The sequence below is a fragment of the Flavobacterium sp. genome, assembly GCF_044339515.1.
In the GTDB taxonomy this organism is placed as follows: Bacteria; Bacteroidota; Bacteroidia; order Flavobacteriales; family Flavobacteriaceae; genus Flavobacterium.
This window is the reverse complement of the sequence record NZ_JBIIVK010000065.1, coordinates 1-16,084: the sequence shown is the minus strand read 5'-3', so window position 1 is coordinate 16,084 and position 16,084 is coordinate 1. Positions and strand designations below refer to the sequence as shown.

9 protein-coding genes are annotated in these 16,084 nt (G+C 37.1%); 1 reads left to right on the top strand and 8 read right to left on the bottom strand.

Features of this window, described 5'->3' with window-relative positions:
• Nucleotides 1-130: 130 nt before the first annotated feature.
• From ACIQ0M_RS13895 to ACIQ0M_RS13885, 3 genes are all read right to left on the bottom strand, one after another.
• The gene (locus tag ACIQ0M_RS13895; protein WP_396153270.1) at nucleotides 131-1,033 is read right to left on the bottom strand and encodes a T9SS type A sorting domain-containing protein; all 903 of its coding nucleotides are present in this window, start codon (nucleotides 1,031-1,033) and stop codon (nucleotides 131-133) included.
• Nucleotides 1,034-1,220: 187 nt separating this feature from the next.
• Complete coding sequence (locus ACIQ0M_RS13890) at nucleotides 1,221-5,870, bottom strand: reprolysin-like metallopeptidase (protein ID WP_396153268.1); 4,650 nt, start codon at nucleotides 5,868-5,870, stop codon at nucleotides 1,221-1,223.
• A gap of 180 nt (nucleotides 5,871-6,050) precedes the next feature.
• On the bottom strand, nucleotides 6,051-10,112 hold the full coding sequence (locus ACIQ0M_RS13885; RefSeq protein ID WP_396153266.1) for a choice-of-anchor D domain-containing protein: 4,062 nt from the start codon (nucleotides 10,110-10,112) through the stop codon (nucleotides 6,051-6,053).
• Nucleotides 10,113-10,299: 187 nt separating this feature from the next.
• Here ACIQ0M_RS13885 and ACIQ0M_RS13880 point away from each other — a divergent pair, with 187 nt between their 5' ends.
• Nucleotides 10,300-10,734 carry a regulatory protein RecX gene (locus tag ACIQ0M_RS13880; RefSeq protein ID WP_396153264.1) on the top strand — a complete coding sequence of 145 codons (435 nt, stop codon included), beginning with the start codon at nucleotides 10,300-10,302 and terminating at the stop codon, nucleotides 10,732-10,734.
• Nucleotide 10,735: 1 nt separating this feature from the next.
• On the opposite strand, the gene ACIQ0M_RS13875 is transcribed toward ACIQ0M_RS13880, so the two are convergent.
• The 5 genes from ACIQ0M_RS13875 to ACIQ0M_RS13855 form a co-directional block, all read right to left on the bottom strand.
• Entirely contained in the window at nucleotides 10,736-11,902 is a 1,167-nt protein-coding gene (locus tag ACIQ0M_RS13875; RefSeq protein WP_396153262.1) for a beta-ketoacyl synthase N-terminal-like domain-containing protein, read from the bottom strand.
• 36 nt (nucleotides 11,903-11,938) lie between these two features.
• The gene (gene bioA / locus ACIQ0M_RS13870) at nucleotides 11,939-13,204 is read right to left on the bottom strand and encodes an adenosylmethionine--8-amino-7-oxononanoate transaminase (protein ID WP_396153260.1); all 1,266 of its coding nucleotides are present in this window, start codon (nucleotides 13,202-13,204) and stop codon (nucleotides 11,939-11,941) included.
• Nucleotides 13,205-13,245: 41 nt separating this feature from the next.
• A complete protein-coding gene (gene bioD / locus ACIQ0M_RS13865; protein ID WP_396153258.1) occupies nucleotides 13,246-13,866 on the bottom strand; it encodes a dethiobiotin synthase in 621 nt (206 codons plus the stop codon).
• A 140-nt stretch (nucleotides 13,867-14,006) separates the two neighbouring features.
• Nucleotides 14,007-14,411, bottom strand: a complete 405-nt coding sequence (locus ACIQ0M_RS13860; RefSeq protein WP_396153256.1) for a GxxExxY protein — start codon at nucleotides 14,409-14,411, stop codon at nucleotides 14,007-14,009.
• A 41-nt stretch (nucleotides 14,412-14,452) separates the two neighbouring features.
• Entirely contained in the window at nucleotides 14,453-15,604 is a 1,152-nt protein-coding gene (locus ACIQ0M_RS13855; protein ID WP_396153254.1) for an aminotransferase class I/II-fold pyridoxal phosphate-dependent enzyme, read from the bottom strand.
• Nucleotides 15,605-16,084 lie beyond the last annotated feature (480 nt).

Genomic DNA, 16,084 nt, shown 5'->3' with positions numbered 1-16,084 from the left:
GCATCAACAAAATGAATTGAAAATGAAAACCTATAAAACTAAAAACACTTGCAAAAACGTTTTTGCAAGTGTTTAATTTATTTATTTTTGTCTAATAATCTGTATCGATTATTTAGGACTAGTCATATTTTTACTTAATGATTAATCTTTCCACGTTTCCTTCATCAGTTTTTAACAAATAAATACCAGATAACAATGAAGAAGTGTCTATTTTGTTTGAATTTATTCCATTTAAAACTTTTCTACCATTGTTGTCATACAGTTCATAATTAACCGCTTTGTTAAAAGTTACTAAACCTCCATAAGAGGGATTAGGAGAAGCCTTAAAAGCAGTAGGATTTTCAAAGTCAATTAAACCGAGTGTTGACTCGGCAGTAATTGTAACCATGTCAAAACGAACCGTTCCACCAGGACCATAAGTAGATGTAGATCTTGATGCTCTATAATCATTTGTAGTTGGGTCAAATGCACTAACAATTCGAAAACCAGCATTAAGATTGTTGTTTAATTCTGGAACATTTGTCAAATCTACTGTTCTAGTATTATACCAAGTATCACCAGTTCCTGTCACATCTGGGGTAAATGTAAAAGTTTCAGCATCTACCCAATTATTGCCATCAGTTGTGTATTGAACAACATAAGTGTTGTTTGCAGTATTGCTTAATCGTTGATCAAATAAAAATTTAATACCTGTAAAATCTACAGTACTCACATTGAACTGAACTCCTCTTTGTTTATTTTCAGTTCCTGCTGCGGCGTAGGTGGTTGTATTCCATCCGTAATTTTCAGGTGTAGTATCAACCGGATCACTTGAACCTCCAGACGCTGTTCCTGATGCAAAAGTTGCAGTAACACCATTTAACAAAGAGGCTGTTCCATTACCTTCTGATGGAGATGGTGAAGCATTACCCCCCTCTACAGCATCTGCAGCTGGTCCGTTGAAATTCCAACGCGTTATGTTAATTTGTGACCAAACATTGATGTTCACAAAAAGCAATAATAAAAAAATGAGTAAGTTGTAATTTTTTTTCATGTGATTTTGAATATAAATTAAAATACAAAACTAAATTAAAATCAGTTGAGAATTGTTATGAAATTGTAAAATAAAATTAGGCCTACGTTCTTTCGAATGAAATCCCTCAGGCGTTATAAAAAACTAACTTTTCAAAAATTTATTAAATATAGTTATAAAAAACATTAATTTCTACACATCGGCAAGCTTAAAAAATCACTTTACTAATGCTCGAAACACCATTTTCAAAGGTAACTTTGACCAAAAGTGTTTGTTTATTTGGTACAATATCTACTATTGAAAATTCATTACTTTTAATAGCTTGATGTTTTGATAATTCTCTACCCAAAACATCATGAATAACAACCTCACTAATAGATGCATTAAATGATTTTAGTTGTATTTTCCCGTCATTAACTGCAACTAAAACAGAAGAATTTAATGCAACGTCAACTATTCCCAATGCTTCATCTTGATATAAAAGCTGAAAACGATTGGCAAATATTCCTACTTCCGAATTAAATGTAAAAGAAGCTTCTTTTAAATTATGAACTACATTTGATTCTATATCTCGAATAAAAATTAATTGATCTCCCGCAAACAAACCATCAACAGTTGCTAGTGAAATCGTGAAATTTCCAGAAGCATTGGTTCTGAATATTAGCGGCACAACATCCGAATCATTAAAAGGTAATGCTCTTCCTTGAATAACATATTCTTCGTTGTTTACTAACGAAGATAAAGCCGTTTCACTGTCGCCAATATATTTCCCATCGATTAATTGATCTACATCGTTCGTAGCATCGCTGATATAGCCCACCATAATTTGACTGAAGAAACCTGCCTGATTCGTTAGGTTTAACCAAATTCGGTGACGTTCCATCTCGGTTTGAGTTGCATAAGGCAATCCAAAGTTGGAACGGAAAAATTGATTACTATTGTTATCTACTCTCAAATCATTGGTAAATCGTGCTGTTGGATTAACTACATTTTGTGCCGCTACAATAAAACCCTGTCCTACTTGAATCGATCCGTTTGGAACCGGACTGGTAGGAGATGTAGATGTAGCTCCGCCTAAGGTATAAGTAGCATAAGCAGTACCTGCCGCATTGTTTGTCTTTCTCCAAAAATAAATCGTTCCTTCTATGTCGGCAACATTCGACAGCAAAAACGCTTCTGCACTAATGGTTGACGGATAGGGGTTTCCAATAGCATTGTACTTCTGTGAATTACTAATGTATGATAAATCAACATCTATGTCTCCATTTTTTGGAACACCAATAAATTCTCCTGTCCAAACTGTTGGAGAAGTTGGATGATTATCGGGCATTCGGATTAAATATCCAATTCCGTCATTAAAAGTTGTGTTTAATGGATTAGAAACACTTGAATAAATATTGTTTGTTGAGTTATAGGTATAAAATCTGTTATTCATCGTTAAAGGTGAAAAGTCCTTCAAACTCTGCGAACCGGTTACCGGAGAAGACCACATGACATAATCCAATCGCATCAATGAATTGGTATTTCTAAATTGATTAATGGTTCCTATGTTAGTTACATTATTAATCTGAATCAAATTAGCATTATTTTCAAGGGTGAAAGACGCAGTTCCAGCAATAGTCACTTCATTTTCTACAATTAAATTATTACCCGATTCAACAACCACTTGAGCAGCATTATTGATCGTAATTGAGCAACATTCTAAATCACTTGTTAAAATAAAATCGTTATTTATAACTGCTGCTACATTATTGACCGGATAGCCATTGCTCCAAGTAGTTCCATTCCATACCGAAGTAATTTCACCACAACTCAAAGGTGTTCCATCTGTTGTACAAATGGTAATTCCCCAAGAATTCAAGGTTCCGCCATCTTGATTTGCAGAATCAAATACTCTTAATGTCCAAGTCCCTTCTGTACTCTCTCCTATTAAAGTTGAAAGTGGTTGAGAAGGAATTAGTGTACCGGTTATAGTAGGTGTCGTTCCTTGACACGTTAACGCTATCCCTTCATCATCAAACGTCGCAACGGCATTATCGCGATTGGTACATTGGCCTGAAAACAATTGAATTTGTGTACCCAATGGACTAATTAAAGTCACTGTTAAATCAGCCATCCAAGTGTGTGTAATATTCAATGTAACCGTAATCTTGTCTATGGTTTGATTTTGATTAGTTGGTATTGTTAAGGTTGAATTGATTGTCGGTGTGCCTGAAGCCGATATTGCCAAAGGAACATTGGTAGAATTGACAATCGGATCACAATTAATTCCACTTCCGGTAGTAAATCTAAACACAGCACTTAATTCTCCTTGACAACCACTGTTTTTTGGTAAAACCCTCCAAAAATAATTGGTGTTTTCATCTAAATTAGTAGCGATATATTGATTTGTATTTATATTTTGACTAACTAAAATGGTAGTAAATTCTACATCCGAGGCTAGTTCAAAATCATAGTTCGTTGCGTTTGAATCCGAAGCCCACTCGATAACAACTGCATTATTCGAAACCCCCGTTGCTAAATCCAATGGATTGATACTTGAAACAAGTTGAAAACTAGAATTTAAAACCTCAACATATAAATTAACAGTTTTAGTGATTGATCCTGATGTTCCGGTCACAATCATTTGATAAATTCCGGGAATAGCAGTTTCAGTATCCGTTAAGGTCAACTGAACGGTTCCATTTGATGAAATACTAGACTGAGAAAAACTCGCCGAAGTTCCCGCAGGATTACCACTAACGCTGAGTGTTGTTGTTCCGGAGAAACCGCCTATGGTTGAATAATCTATATCAAAAACAGCAGGCTGTCCTTGACAAACCGCTTTATTTTGACCATCCGTTTGTCCATTAAACGCCAACGCAAAAGTAGGTGTTGCCGTTGAAATAGTAAAATTGGTGTTAGAAACGTCTAAAAAAATGTGATTGTGCCCTCGCACCATAATACGATTTTGAGTACCTGTAGAATTTGGTATTGTTACTGTTTCAGCACCATCATTTGGAACTTTACTAGCTAATAAAACAGGGAAACTGCTTCCTCCGTTTGTGGATAAGAAAATATCAACATAAGGAGAATTAACTCCATTCGCAGTAGTTCCAGCCACATCCCAGGTTACTGTTTGATTGCTTCCGGCCAACCAAGACACATTAGTATTGGGAGAATTTACAAGAAACGGTCCGGCAGCAGCATTCACCGTAACCAACATCAAATCCGAATTGGTCTGGCCATTTCCAGCAACGTTATCACGAGCAACTACAGAAAAATTCATGGTTCTTGATACGGAAGGCACCACTTCCCATGTATTTGCTGTTGACCCTGACAAAATCGTTGTCATTGCAGGAAAGTATCGTGAAGGAGAAGTAGTTCCTGTAATCGATCTGAACATTGGCCCAACTGCTCTTGTAGCTGTTGGTGCGGCATTTGAACCCGGATTTTCCGGGTCGCGTTGTTCCCAAGTATACAATAATGCATCATCATCTGGGTCTGAACCCGTTGCCGTTAAAATAAAAGCAGTACTTCTGGGGATTGTATAATCTAAACCGGCAGAAACAACTGGTGTTTGATTAGCAATTGGTGTATTTACCGAACAGCTTCCGTTAGCGGATTTAACATAAGCCATGATATCGCGAATATTTACATAAGCAAAATAAGCATCACTATTTGATTGTACGTTTGCAGCACAAATTCCTGCATATCCCATGATGGTTGAAGCACTACCCGGTTCTACTTCTGTGAGACCACTACCGGAACGACAGCTACTATTACTTTGTGTATGGTATCCACCAAATTGATGACCCATTTCGTGAGCCACATAGTCAATATCAAAAGCATCTCCGGTTGGATTTGCTCTTCCAGTATAACCCCTGCCTTTGTGTGTGCCTGATTGAGAGACCGCTCGACATACACAACCAATACATCCGGCATTTCCTCCGCCTGTAGTATTGAAATTGTGTCCAATATCATAATTATTAACCCCGATTATACTGTCCAATGTTTGAGCTGTGGTCGTGTTCCATTCATTACTCCACGGATCAGAATTCGCAGCTCCTAAATAAATTACAGCATCATTATTCGCAACAAAAATCATGGTGATTCCTAAATCAATTTCATAAACGCCAATTACACGGGTCATTGTAATGGCCATTTGTGCTTGAATGTTTGCTTTTTGCTGAGCCACTGTTCCTGCTCCTGCAAAAATATTACCATATTCAGCTGTACAGGACTGAGCTAAACGATATGTTCGTAAAGTGTTATCGTCTGTGTTAAAAATGTCATGCTCAAAAGCATTTCTATCTAATTCTGTGGAAGGCAAAGAAATCCCTTCGTCTGTTAAACATTCAAAATTTGAATCATTAGCAACCAAATCTGCCTTTTTATAGACAATATAAAACGCTTGGTTTTCGGTATACGGATCAATAAAAGTTGTGCTTGTTTTGGATGAAAAAGTCATGCTATGCAGACCAAACTGTGTCACAGAAAAGCGAGCAACAGCAGTTGGGTCATCTACACCTTGGGCGGCATAGGATTTAATCATTGGGAATTTATCAGCAAGTTCTTTTTCCATGATGGGTGTTTCCATAACATGGTATCGTTCCACAATTCCATCAGCGTTTGGTAAAAGAATCTCGTGGTTCGAACGCCCTGAAAAAGCACCTCTTAACGGTGCCCCAAGCAATTGCTGTTTGAACTGTTGAATATCAAGAGAAAAAATCTTGTAAGTTCTTGGAGTACTGCTTCTGTTTACTTTCGTGAGCGATTCAGGAGTTTGTTTGTTGTCAATTTGCCAGGGATTTTGGCGTTGGGCAGTCATTTCAATTGAAAAAATAACCACTACTAAAAAGAGTAGAATTTGTTTCATAGTAGGTATTCTAATGGTATTTTGGAATTTAGTTTTTCAAAAATGATAAAAAAATCGTATCTTGAATAAAAATTTAACAAATCATGCGGTAATTTGTTAAATAATCGATGAAATACACTATCAAACAAAAAATCCCAACCGAAAAACGGAAGGGATTTCTTAATATTTTTATTCTATATTTTACAAAATCAGTTTCTTTGAAACAACTTGACCATTTGCTAGTTCAATTTGAACAATTACTGTTTGGTTTATCAAAGAAATGTTGGTGGAGAATTCATTTGTATTTTCTCCAGATTTAGTAAACAACTGTCTTCCTAACAAATCATAAACGGTTACTTGAGTAATGTTCTCTAATGTTGATTTAACATTCAGTTGCCCTTCTGAAGCAAATGCAATGACTGCCGTCGCAACTTCATTAAAATCAGGGTTAGATAAGATTTCATTGGTATATCGCAATTCAAAACGAGTATCAAAAATACCGCTCTCTGAATCAAATTCATAGGGACTTTCTGTTAAATCATGAATAATGTTTAATAGTTTGTCTTCCAAATAAACTTTTTTATCTCCCAACCCTACAACATCAGCAATGGCAATCATAAATCTTCCTGGTGTCGAGGTGTTGTAACCCATTGGCACTCGATCATTCTCATCAAACGGCAATGCTCTTCCTTGGATAATAAAAGGTTTATTGTTAATCAACGAATACATTTTAGAAGATCCATCTACTTTGGTCGTTGCGTCAAACAACCTGTCTTTTTCATGGGTTGCTCCATCTACATAACCCACTAACGTACGAAACGGGTTGCTATTTTGCGGAATAAAATCTAACCAAATTTTAAAATCTTCTTCTCCTAGCGGTGCATTGGTCTGTCTGAAAAACTGATTGTTTGCATGAGTCACATTACGCATTGAATTTCTGAATGTAACTGTTTCGGTAGCGGCCGGTCCATCATTCATCAAGACAAAGAAACCTTGTCCGGAAGCAATTAAACCATTGAATCCTAACGGACCACTAACCGTTCCTGTTCCGTTGTGCACGATATAATCATTCGGACTGTAATTATAACCGAAATTATTATAAAAAGGATCGTTAAACGCTATATTCGGTAACAAACCATGTGTCCAAATCCGAACAGAACCTTCAATATTTGTGTTTTCATTTAAAAAATCCAAAGCACTAATCGCAGACGGATACGGATTTCCGAGTAGATTGAAATTATCATCGTTAGCAGTAACTGTTACAGCCGGGTTGGTCGGACTCGGATAACCTCCACCTATATAAGAACCCCGTTCAATTGGAGTAGTCATTATTCCATTATTTGGTACACCTGAAAAAGTTGCGTTAAAAGGTTGAATAGTATTATTAAATGACGAAGGCCCACGAACGATATATCCTTTTCCAAGCACCATGCTTTCATTCGCTGTTGTCCAATTACCAAAATTCCCGCCGTTAGTTGGTAGCCATTTGAATACATTGGAAGCCGGTGTTCCCGGAGATATACTTAATACAGGAAATGAAGCTACCGGAGAAGACCAATATACATAATCCAAACGACGGATATTGGCGGTTCTCCGTACAGTTGCATTGCCGGTATTAACGGCATAATCATCCAGTTGCACTAAACTACCATTGTTTTCAACAATTAAACCGCCATTATTAACAATTCTTCCGGCGGATTGAATATAATCTCCATCTGTAATCGTTACAATTTTACCTGTATTAATTTGACATTCGCAAGCGATTACATCGCCGTTCGTGTTGGTATTATAATTTGCCGCAAATATAGCTCTCTCCACAGAAGTAGGAGGAAGTCCATCACCACTCCAAACACCATTCCATGTCTTTGGAACAGGTAATCTACCTCTCAAAGAAACATTATCAACAACCCAAACCTCATCATTTCTGTCAATATCAAATTCGATTTTCACCCTTAATTGTGTAACTTGAGGCAAATTAGTTAATATCAACCTTCTTGTCCCATTCCCTACAGAACTAGCAGCGGGTTGTACTTCATAGGGTATATCTAATCCCTTAAATGGGTTTGTAAACGTTGTACCACCCGTAGCAACGCTCCAAATAGAGTTACTATTTCCTTTTACAATAACTTCTCTAGACCATGTTACACCATCATCACCACTCACAAAAACAGTAAGCCAATCGGAAACATCCAAACCTTGTGAGCCATTAGTAGAATAGGCACCTATAAACAACTCAAGTAAAACATCTTGATAAGTTGATGTATCTACGGTATCAAAGGTTACGATGACTTTTGCTTTAGGGTCAAATGTACTAGGATATGGTCCTGTTACTTGTAAGCTATTCGTAGCGATAAATTTATCTGAGGGAATTGTTCTACTGCTACCAAATGCCATTCCATTTGTAACAACTGGAGGATTAGCACCTAGTGCGGTTGCTGTGCTGTATCCCCATGCTGTACCACCAGTGCTTGTAAATTGTTGCGTTCTTATGGTTGATGAGCCCCCGATTAAACACTCGTCAAAATCAATTCCAACTCCTGAAATAGCAAATGTGTATGGACTTTTTCCTGGTACATTATTAGTAACGGTAACCAAAGCTTCCCGTAAACCTAGAGCAGAAGGGTCAAAAGTAATCCCTAAGGTCGTACTATTATTTAATCCTACAGTTGCGGAAGGTGCGGCTGTTACTGTAAAATCTGAGGCATGTGTTCCCGTAATAGTAACACCGGTAACATTTAAAATATCTCCACCTAAATTGATGATAAAAAAGTTGCGAAGTTTTGTGCCAGCAGTCACATTTGCATTGCCAAAATTAGTATGGTTATTCAAATCCGGAATTGTACTTCCTGACAACACTTGATTTCCATTCCCAACAATATTAATATCAGGAGCTAAACCACCCCCTTGAATAGCAAAGGTGTACGGTGCTTCATCGGAATCGTTATTTACGATTGTCACCATGGCATTTCTAACTCCACCCGCTAAAGGAGAAAAACGAATTACAAACACACTATTAGCTCCTGAAGCTATCGTTGCAGCAGGTTGAGTAATAACCGTAAAGTCACCTGCATTTGTCCCTGAGATTTCAACTCTTGGAACACCCGTTAAAGTTAAATTGGAAATTCCCAAATTTTCTATTCGGTAATCTTTGTCTTGATTGGCTCCCACTGCAATACTGGCAAACAATGTATTGTTGAACGCATTCGGAATGATATTGCCATTGATGATATTATTTGTACCTCCAGTAGCTCCTCTGACATTAATTTCCGGTCCGGGATTAGTGATGGTTAAAATTAACGTTTGCTCATCAAAACCTCCCACGTTTGTGGCGGTAATCGTGATTAAAAAAGTTCCTGTGGCTCCCGGTGTCCCTGATATAACGCCTGTAGTAGTATTGATAGTAAAACCGGCCGGTAAACCGGTTGCATTGTATGAACTTGGACTATTCGTTGCCACTATACTATAAGAATAAGGCACACCCAAAAAGCCGGAAGCTGTTAAATCACTGGTGATAACCGGTGCACTTGGTGGACCAAAGGCTGCCGTAACTGAGATATCATCTAAGCCAAGCTCATCTCTAGTTCCTCCCACAACATCATCACTATTCCAACGAATATAAAAGTAATCGCCGGGAGCAATGGACAAACCGGTAATTGTTGTTAATCTGGAAGGCGTAGAACCTTCCTGTAACCAAGTTGTGCCGCTGGCTGCAACTGGTGTTGCAAAATCCAATGAACCAACACTAGTGTAAGAAGTATTATCTGTAGAATAAGAGAAATTTAAAGAGTTTGAAGAAGCTTGGTCATTTCTATAAAAAATATTATAGGATGCAACAATTTGATTAATGAACCCAGCTCCATTGTTTCTAATACGAAGTGTAATAGTTCCCGGTGTAAAATCACTCCCTGCAGGCTGAATCATCAAACAAGGATTTGCCACACTTTGAGGTGCACCTGTATAAGCATAAATTCCACCTGTTGTCTGACTAACTGCAACAGCTCCACGAGCATGGTCTCCTCCAGTACTTGTTCCCCCAAAAGTAAAATTAGCGGTATCAAATCCTGTCACTGCCCAAGCATCCGAATCCAATTGCCCGACTGATGGTGTGGGTTGAAAACCTGTTCCTGTGAATGCCCCATTAGAAACTCCGGCTACAGTAGCCGAAAAATTAATGGTTTGCGAAGGTGTTCCTTCACTCAATTGCACTTGCCCCCACGAAAAAGCACTCATAAAAAGTGCTAATAAAAGTATTCTTGTTTTCATTTTTAGAAATGATAATTTTTTTGTTAATTTTTACGGCTTTTACAGTTGAATTTTGGTGGGTACAAATTTACGGCTAAATTGCAGAATTTCAATACATTTGCGTTACTAAATTATTAACAAAAAAACATTAAATTTTTTAGCATTGCACTCACAATCAAACACTTCAGTCTTGGAAATCGTTCAGAAGATGGAATATTACTGTTCTTATCAGGAACGCTGCCATGCCGAAGTGGTTCAAAAGTTATATAGTTTAGCGGCTCCTCAAAAACTCCATGACGAAATAATTGTGCATCTAATTCATCATAATTTTCTGAACGAAGAACGGTTTGCGAAGCTATTTTCCATTAGTAAATTCCACCAAAAAAAGTGGGGAAAAAACCGAATTAGTGCCGAGTTAAAACAACGTCAGCTTTCCGATTATTTGGTTCGAATTGGGTTAAAAGAAATTCCCGAAGAAGAATATGAAACTACCTTTCATGAATTGGCGGAAAAAACTTGGAACTCGATTACCGAAAAAAATGTACTGAAAAAAAGAAAAAAATTCTTCGACACCTTACTTCGCAAAGGTTGGGAAAGCGATTGGGTGTACGAAAAAGTGAAAGCTTTAGAAAAAAATGTATAAACTAAGCGTTTTTGCTTAGCACAATACTCACCGCATTGCCACCAAAACCAACCGCATTCACCATAATTTTTTTCAAAGCACGCCTTTGTGGTTGCGGTTTCAAAAAAGGAACTTGAATAAATTGATTGTGTTCCAGCATCAATAATGCCATTTCTACACTCAACATACCGGAAGCTCCAAACGTGTGACCGATTTTCCATTTGTTGTTGGTGAGTAATGGAAGGTGATTAGCAAAAACAATTTCAATTGCTTTCATTTCGCTCAAATCACCTTGAATCGTTCCGGGTGAATGGGTGATAATGACGTCTATTTCTTCGGGATTCATTTTCCCTAAAGCCATTTTCATTGATTTTTGAAAGCAAGTTGCTTCCGCCGAAATGGAAATGGAATGGGTTAAATTTTCGGTGGCATAACCAAAACCCTCAACATAAGCGACAGCTTTATCGCTTTCACCACTTTCCAAACAAATGACAGCAGCGGCCTCTCCCAACACCATGGAATTTCTGGTTTTATCAAAATTAAACGTTTTACAAGGATAAGGGTCTGCACTTTCCGCCGTGATATAAATTTTCATCGCTTGCATTTGAGCTATGGTAAACGGTGTTAGCGGTGCTTCACTTCCACCCACCAAAAATTTATCTGCCATGCCCGACCGAAGCCAAGCAATACCGTTAAGCAACGCATGCAAAGCGGTTGAACACGTAATAGAATGCGAAATTTCGGGTCCGTTATTTTGTAAATCCTGAGCTACCCAACTCGAAATATTTCCCAACGTAGTAGTTGGTGAAGCTAAGGTTTGAGCCTTTCCGGTGGATAAAAATTCGGCATGGTGTTTTTCAAACAATTGTGTAGCTCCACGAGAGGAACCGATGTTGATACCAAAAACTGCCTCTTTATCCCAACCTGTTATTTCAACCGCTTGTCGTGAAGCTAAAATGGCAAACAAAACCGAATCATCTAAAAATTTATATTTTGAGTCAGACAATCGCAAATCAGCTACTTTTTGTTTGTTTTCTTCCGATAAAGAAGATGCAAAAACAGTAGAAGTTCCTATTTGATTGGGTTTGATTAATGATTGTTCCGATTGATAGGCTTCCCACACAGAAACAGAATTATTTCCTAAAGGAGAAACCGAAGCAAAAGAAGTTATGGCAATTTTTGAGTTCAAAAAAAGAAAGTTGAATGAAATTTATAAAATACAAATTTACACTATCTGCAACGCTTTTTCAATGGTTTTATAAATTATTTCCAATTGTTCATTGCTGGTAACATACGGCGGAAGGATATAAATGGTATTGCCAACCGGACGAAGAATAATGCCGTTTTCGATAAAAAAAGCGTATAATTTATTTCTAAAATCACCATAATAACTCTCCGCCGATTCTCTTTTGATTTCAAAGGCCAAAATAATACCTAATGTTCTGCAATTTTGTACGTTGGAATACTTTTTCAAACGTTCAGAAAATTGCAAATGTTTTTGCTCAATCCGCAAAATGTTCTCTTGCATTTCGGCAGAAAAGAGCAAATCAATTGCTGCCAAAGCCGCTGAACATCCCGTCGGATTTCCGGTAAAAGTATGTCCGTGAAACAACGCTTTGTTGACGTCATTGGATAAAAATCCGTCAAAAATGGGTTGTGAAAAACTCGTTACCGCCATCGGAATAGTTCCGCCGGTTAAGGCTTTTGACAAACACATCATATCGGGTTGCTCTTGCAAATAATCAGAGGCAAAGGTTTTTCCGGTTTTGCCAAATCCGGTCATGACTTCATCAGCTATCGTGAAAACATGATTTTTTTTACAAAGCGAAATCAATTTGTCCAATTCTTGCGGTTCATACATGACCATTCCTGCGGCACCTTGCACGAGCGGTTCAAAAATAAACGCAGCAAATTCGTTGGTTTGAAGTAATTTTTCCAATATATCCAAACTATCGTTATGTTGTGTCGGTACCGGAATACGTACCACTTCCAGCAATGAACCTTGAAACGCTTCTGTAAAAAAAGTAATTCCACTCGCAGCCATGGCTCCGAAAGTATCGCCATGAAAACCGTCTTCCAAAGCGATGATTTTGGTCCGTTTTTCACCTTTATTATAAAAAAATTGCAACGCTGCTTTAATGGCAATTTCCACTGCGGTTGAACCATTATCTGAATAAAACAGTTTTTTTTGATTGGAAGGTAAAATAGAAAGTAACTTCTCTGCCAATTCCACAGCCGGTTTATTCGTAAAACCGCCAAACAAAACGTGTTCTAAGGTAGTTAATTGTTTATAAATCGCCTCAGCAATTATCGGGTTGGAATGCCCAAACGGATTGACCCACCAACTGGAAATAGCATCGATGTATTGCTTGCCGTTTTCATCCCACAGGTAAACGCCTTCACCTTTAACAATCGCCGGTAAAAGTCCGGTGGTTTGGTGTTGGGTGTACGGATGCCAGTTGTAAAGTTTATCTTTTTGGGAAAGGTTCATGAGGGATTTTTGGATTGTTCGATTGTTAGATTGTTGGATTTTTAGATTAGGCGTTGAAGGTCTTCTTTAAACTTTTCAGCGTAATACGAAATTACATTTTGATCAAAATAGGGTTCATTATCAATTCTTCCTAAAAAGTTAACACCGGTTTTAGATAAGATGATTGATTCCGTAGCGGAGTTTTCATCACCTGAGAAAATAATTCCGGCAATTGAAATTTTTCTGTTTTGAAGAGCTTCTATCGTTAACAAGGTGTGGTTGATACTTCCCAAATAATGACGGGAAACAACAATTACTTTAAAATCGGGTTGAATTAAATCAAGAATGGTTGCTGTTTGATTGAGCGGAACGAAAAGTCCGCCGGCTCCTTCAATCACCAAATGATTTTTGGTTGTTGGTACTTTTATTTTTTTTATATCAATAGTTACTCCATCAATTTCTGCAGCATAATGCGGACTGGCAGGAGTTTGCAGAGCATAACTATTGTGGTGAATTTTTGTCTTGGTGTTAGTAAGAAGTGATTGTATTTTATGGCTGTCGGAAAAATGCAAGTCGCCGGCTTGCACAGGCTTCCAATAATCGGCTTCCAAGGCTTCGGTGATGATGGCGGATGTGATTGTTTTTCCTACGTCGGTGCCAATTCCGGTAATAAATAGTTTCATGGTGGTCATTTAAACGCAAAGTTCGCAAAGAATACGCAAAGTTCACAAGGATTTTTTGAAAAGATTGAAATTATGCATATGCCTTTCTTCTATCCTATTGTAATACAATTATTAACCACGGATTAAACGGACTGGACGGATTATTGCTGATTTTTAATGTTAGTTTTTCTATTGTTTGTGTAAATTACTCTTTTAAATTCAGGTTCTTCTCCAAAGTTTAACAACATTCCAACTTCAATGGGTGTTGCTTTTAAATAATTCATTATTTGAGCTGTGTGAATATCCATGAGAAACTCAGTCGCTTTTAACTCAACTATCACTTTGTCTTCTACTAATAGATCTGAATAAAAATCTCCGACAAGCTGGTTTTTAAAATAGACTTTAATTTGTTTTTGAGCTTCAACTTTGAGGCCTAACGATTTTAATTCAAAATACATTGAATTTTGATATACTTTCTCAAGAAATCCCGAGCCTAATTCATTATATACGTTGTAATAGGCTTTTAAAATAACATCTGTAATTGATTTGTGCAATAAATTTGTCATATCATCTGTCTAAATCTGTTAAAATCAGTTTTATCCGTGGCTTAAAACACAAAAGTACTTAACAAATCTAAAACAGTAAAAATTTCTTTTTGAGAATTATAAGAATGTAAACAAAACCGCAATCGTTCTTGTCCTTCGGGAACGGTTGGTGACAAAATCGGTTTTACATCAAATCCGTTTTGTTGGAGTTGTTCTGCGATGGATTTTACTCGCTCGTTTCCGGAAATTATAACAGAATGAATTGCTGATTTGGATGGAAGATGGGAGATGGAAGTTGGAAGACAAGACTCAAAATAAGCAATGTTTTGAAAAAGTTTTTCTCTTTCTTGCTGACTTTTTGACAAATGCTGATAGGCCACAAAAATCGTAGCCACCGAATGTGGTGATAATCCGGTGGTATAAATAAAACTACGTGCGAAATTGACCAAATAGTTCTTAAGTTGTTCACTGCCTAAGATAGCGGCTCCATGACATCCTAATGCTTTTCCGAAGGTGATGATTCGAGCAAAAACCTTGTCGTATAAGTTCAATTCTTGCACCAAACCTTCTCCGTTTATTCCAAAAACACCCAAAGCATGGGCTTCGTCGATGACTAAATAAGCATTGTGTTTTTCGGATAATGCCGCTAATTTTTCCAAATCAGGTGAGTCGCCATCCATGGAAAAAACACTTTCGGTGATGATGAAAATGGTTGCGGGTTGCGGGTTACGGGTTGCGGGTTGGAATTTAGTCAGTAAATTTTCTAAATCAACTAAATCATTGTGTTTGAATTTGAATGATTTGGCTAAACTCATTTGAATGCCGTCACGAATAGAAGCATGGCTGAGTTCATCATATAAAATAATGTCATTGCGTTGTGGAACGGAGCTAAAAAATCCCACATTGGCATCGTAACCAGAATTGAAAATTAAAGCCGCTTCAGCTTGATGAAATTGGGCGATGTATTCTTCTGTTTCGGTATAAATCGAATGGTTACCGCTGAGTAATCGCGAACCCGTTGCTCCGTTTGTTTTTTGATCTCTGGAAATTAAAAACTCATGTGTCTGTTGAAAAATCACTTCGCTTTTTGCAAATCCCAAATAATCATTAGAAGAAAAATCGACTAACTGATTATGTAAAGCCAACTGTCGAAGAGCATTGTTTTGTTCTCTTTGGAGGAGTTTTTGGTGAAGGGATTTTGGGAAAGATTTCATTGAGTAACGAAATGAATTGTGAGCTTTTTTCTTTATGTTAACTTTATTTTCAAAGGTACGAATTGAAACCGAAATTGTACTATTTGATTGAATTTACCAAGAAGAAATAAAGGCACGAAGTTTTTGAAAACTTATAATGATTCATTTGAATTGAAAACTAAGACTGAAACTGAGAACTTTTTTCTCACAGAAAACATAGAAAGGAATTGCTTCGCAATGATTTTTTTGCCACAAAGAAATTAAGGCACGAAGTTTCTTAAAACTTATAATGCTTCATTTAAATTGAAAACTGAGACTGAAAACTTTTTTCTCACAGAAAGCACAGAATACACAGAAATGAGATTCGTCCTTCATCGGAATGAACTGTGTTTATTTCCAAATTTATTTTAGTTAATTATATACTGAATAATATTCTTTTTTTGTAGCAATCGCATAAGCTTGTTTTATTAGTTTATTTACAACTGCTATTAAAGCAAGCTT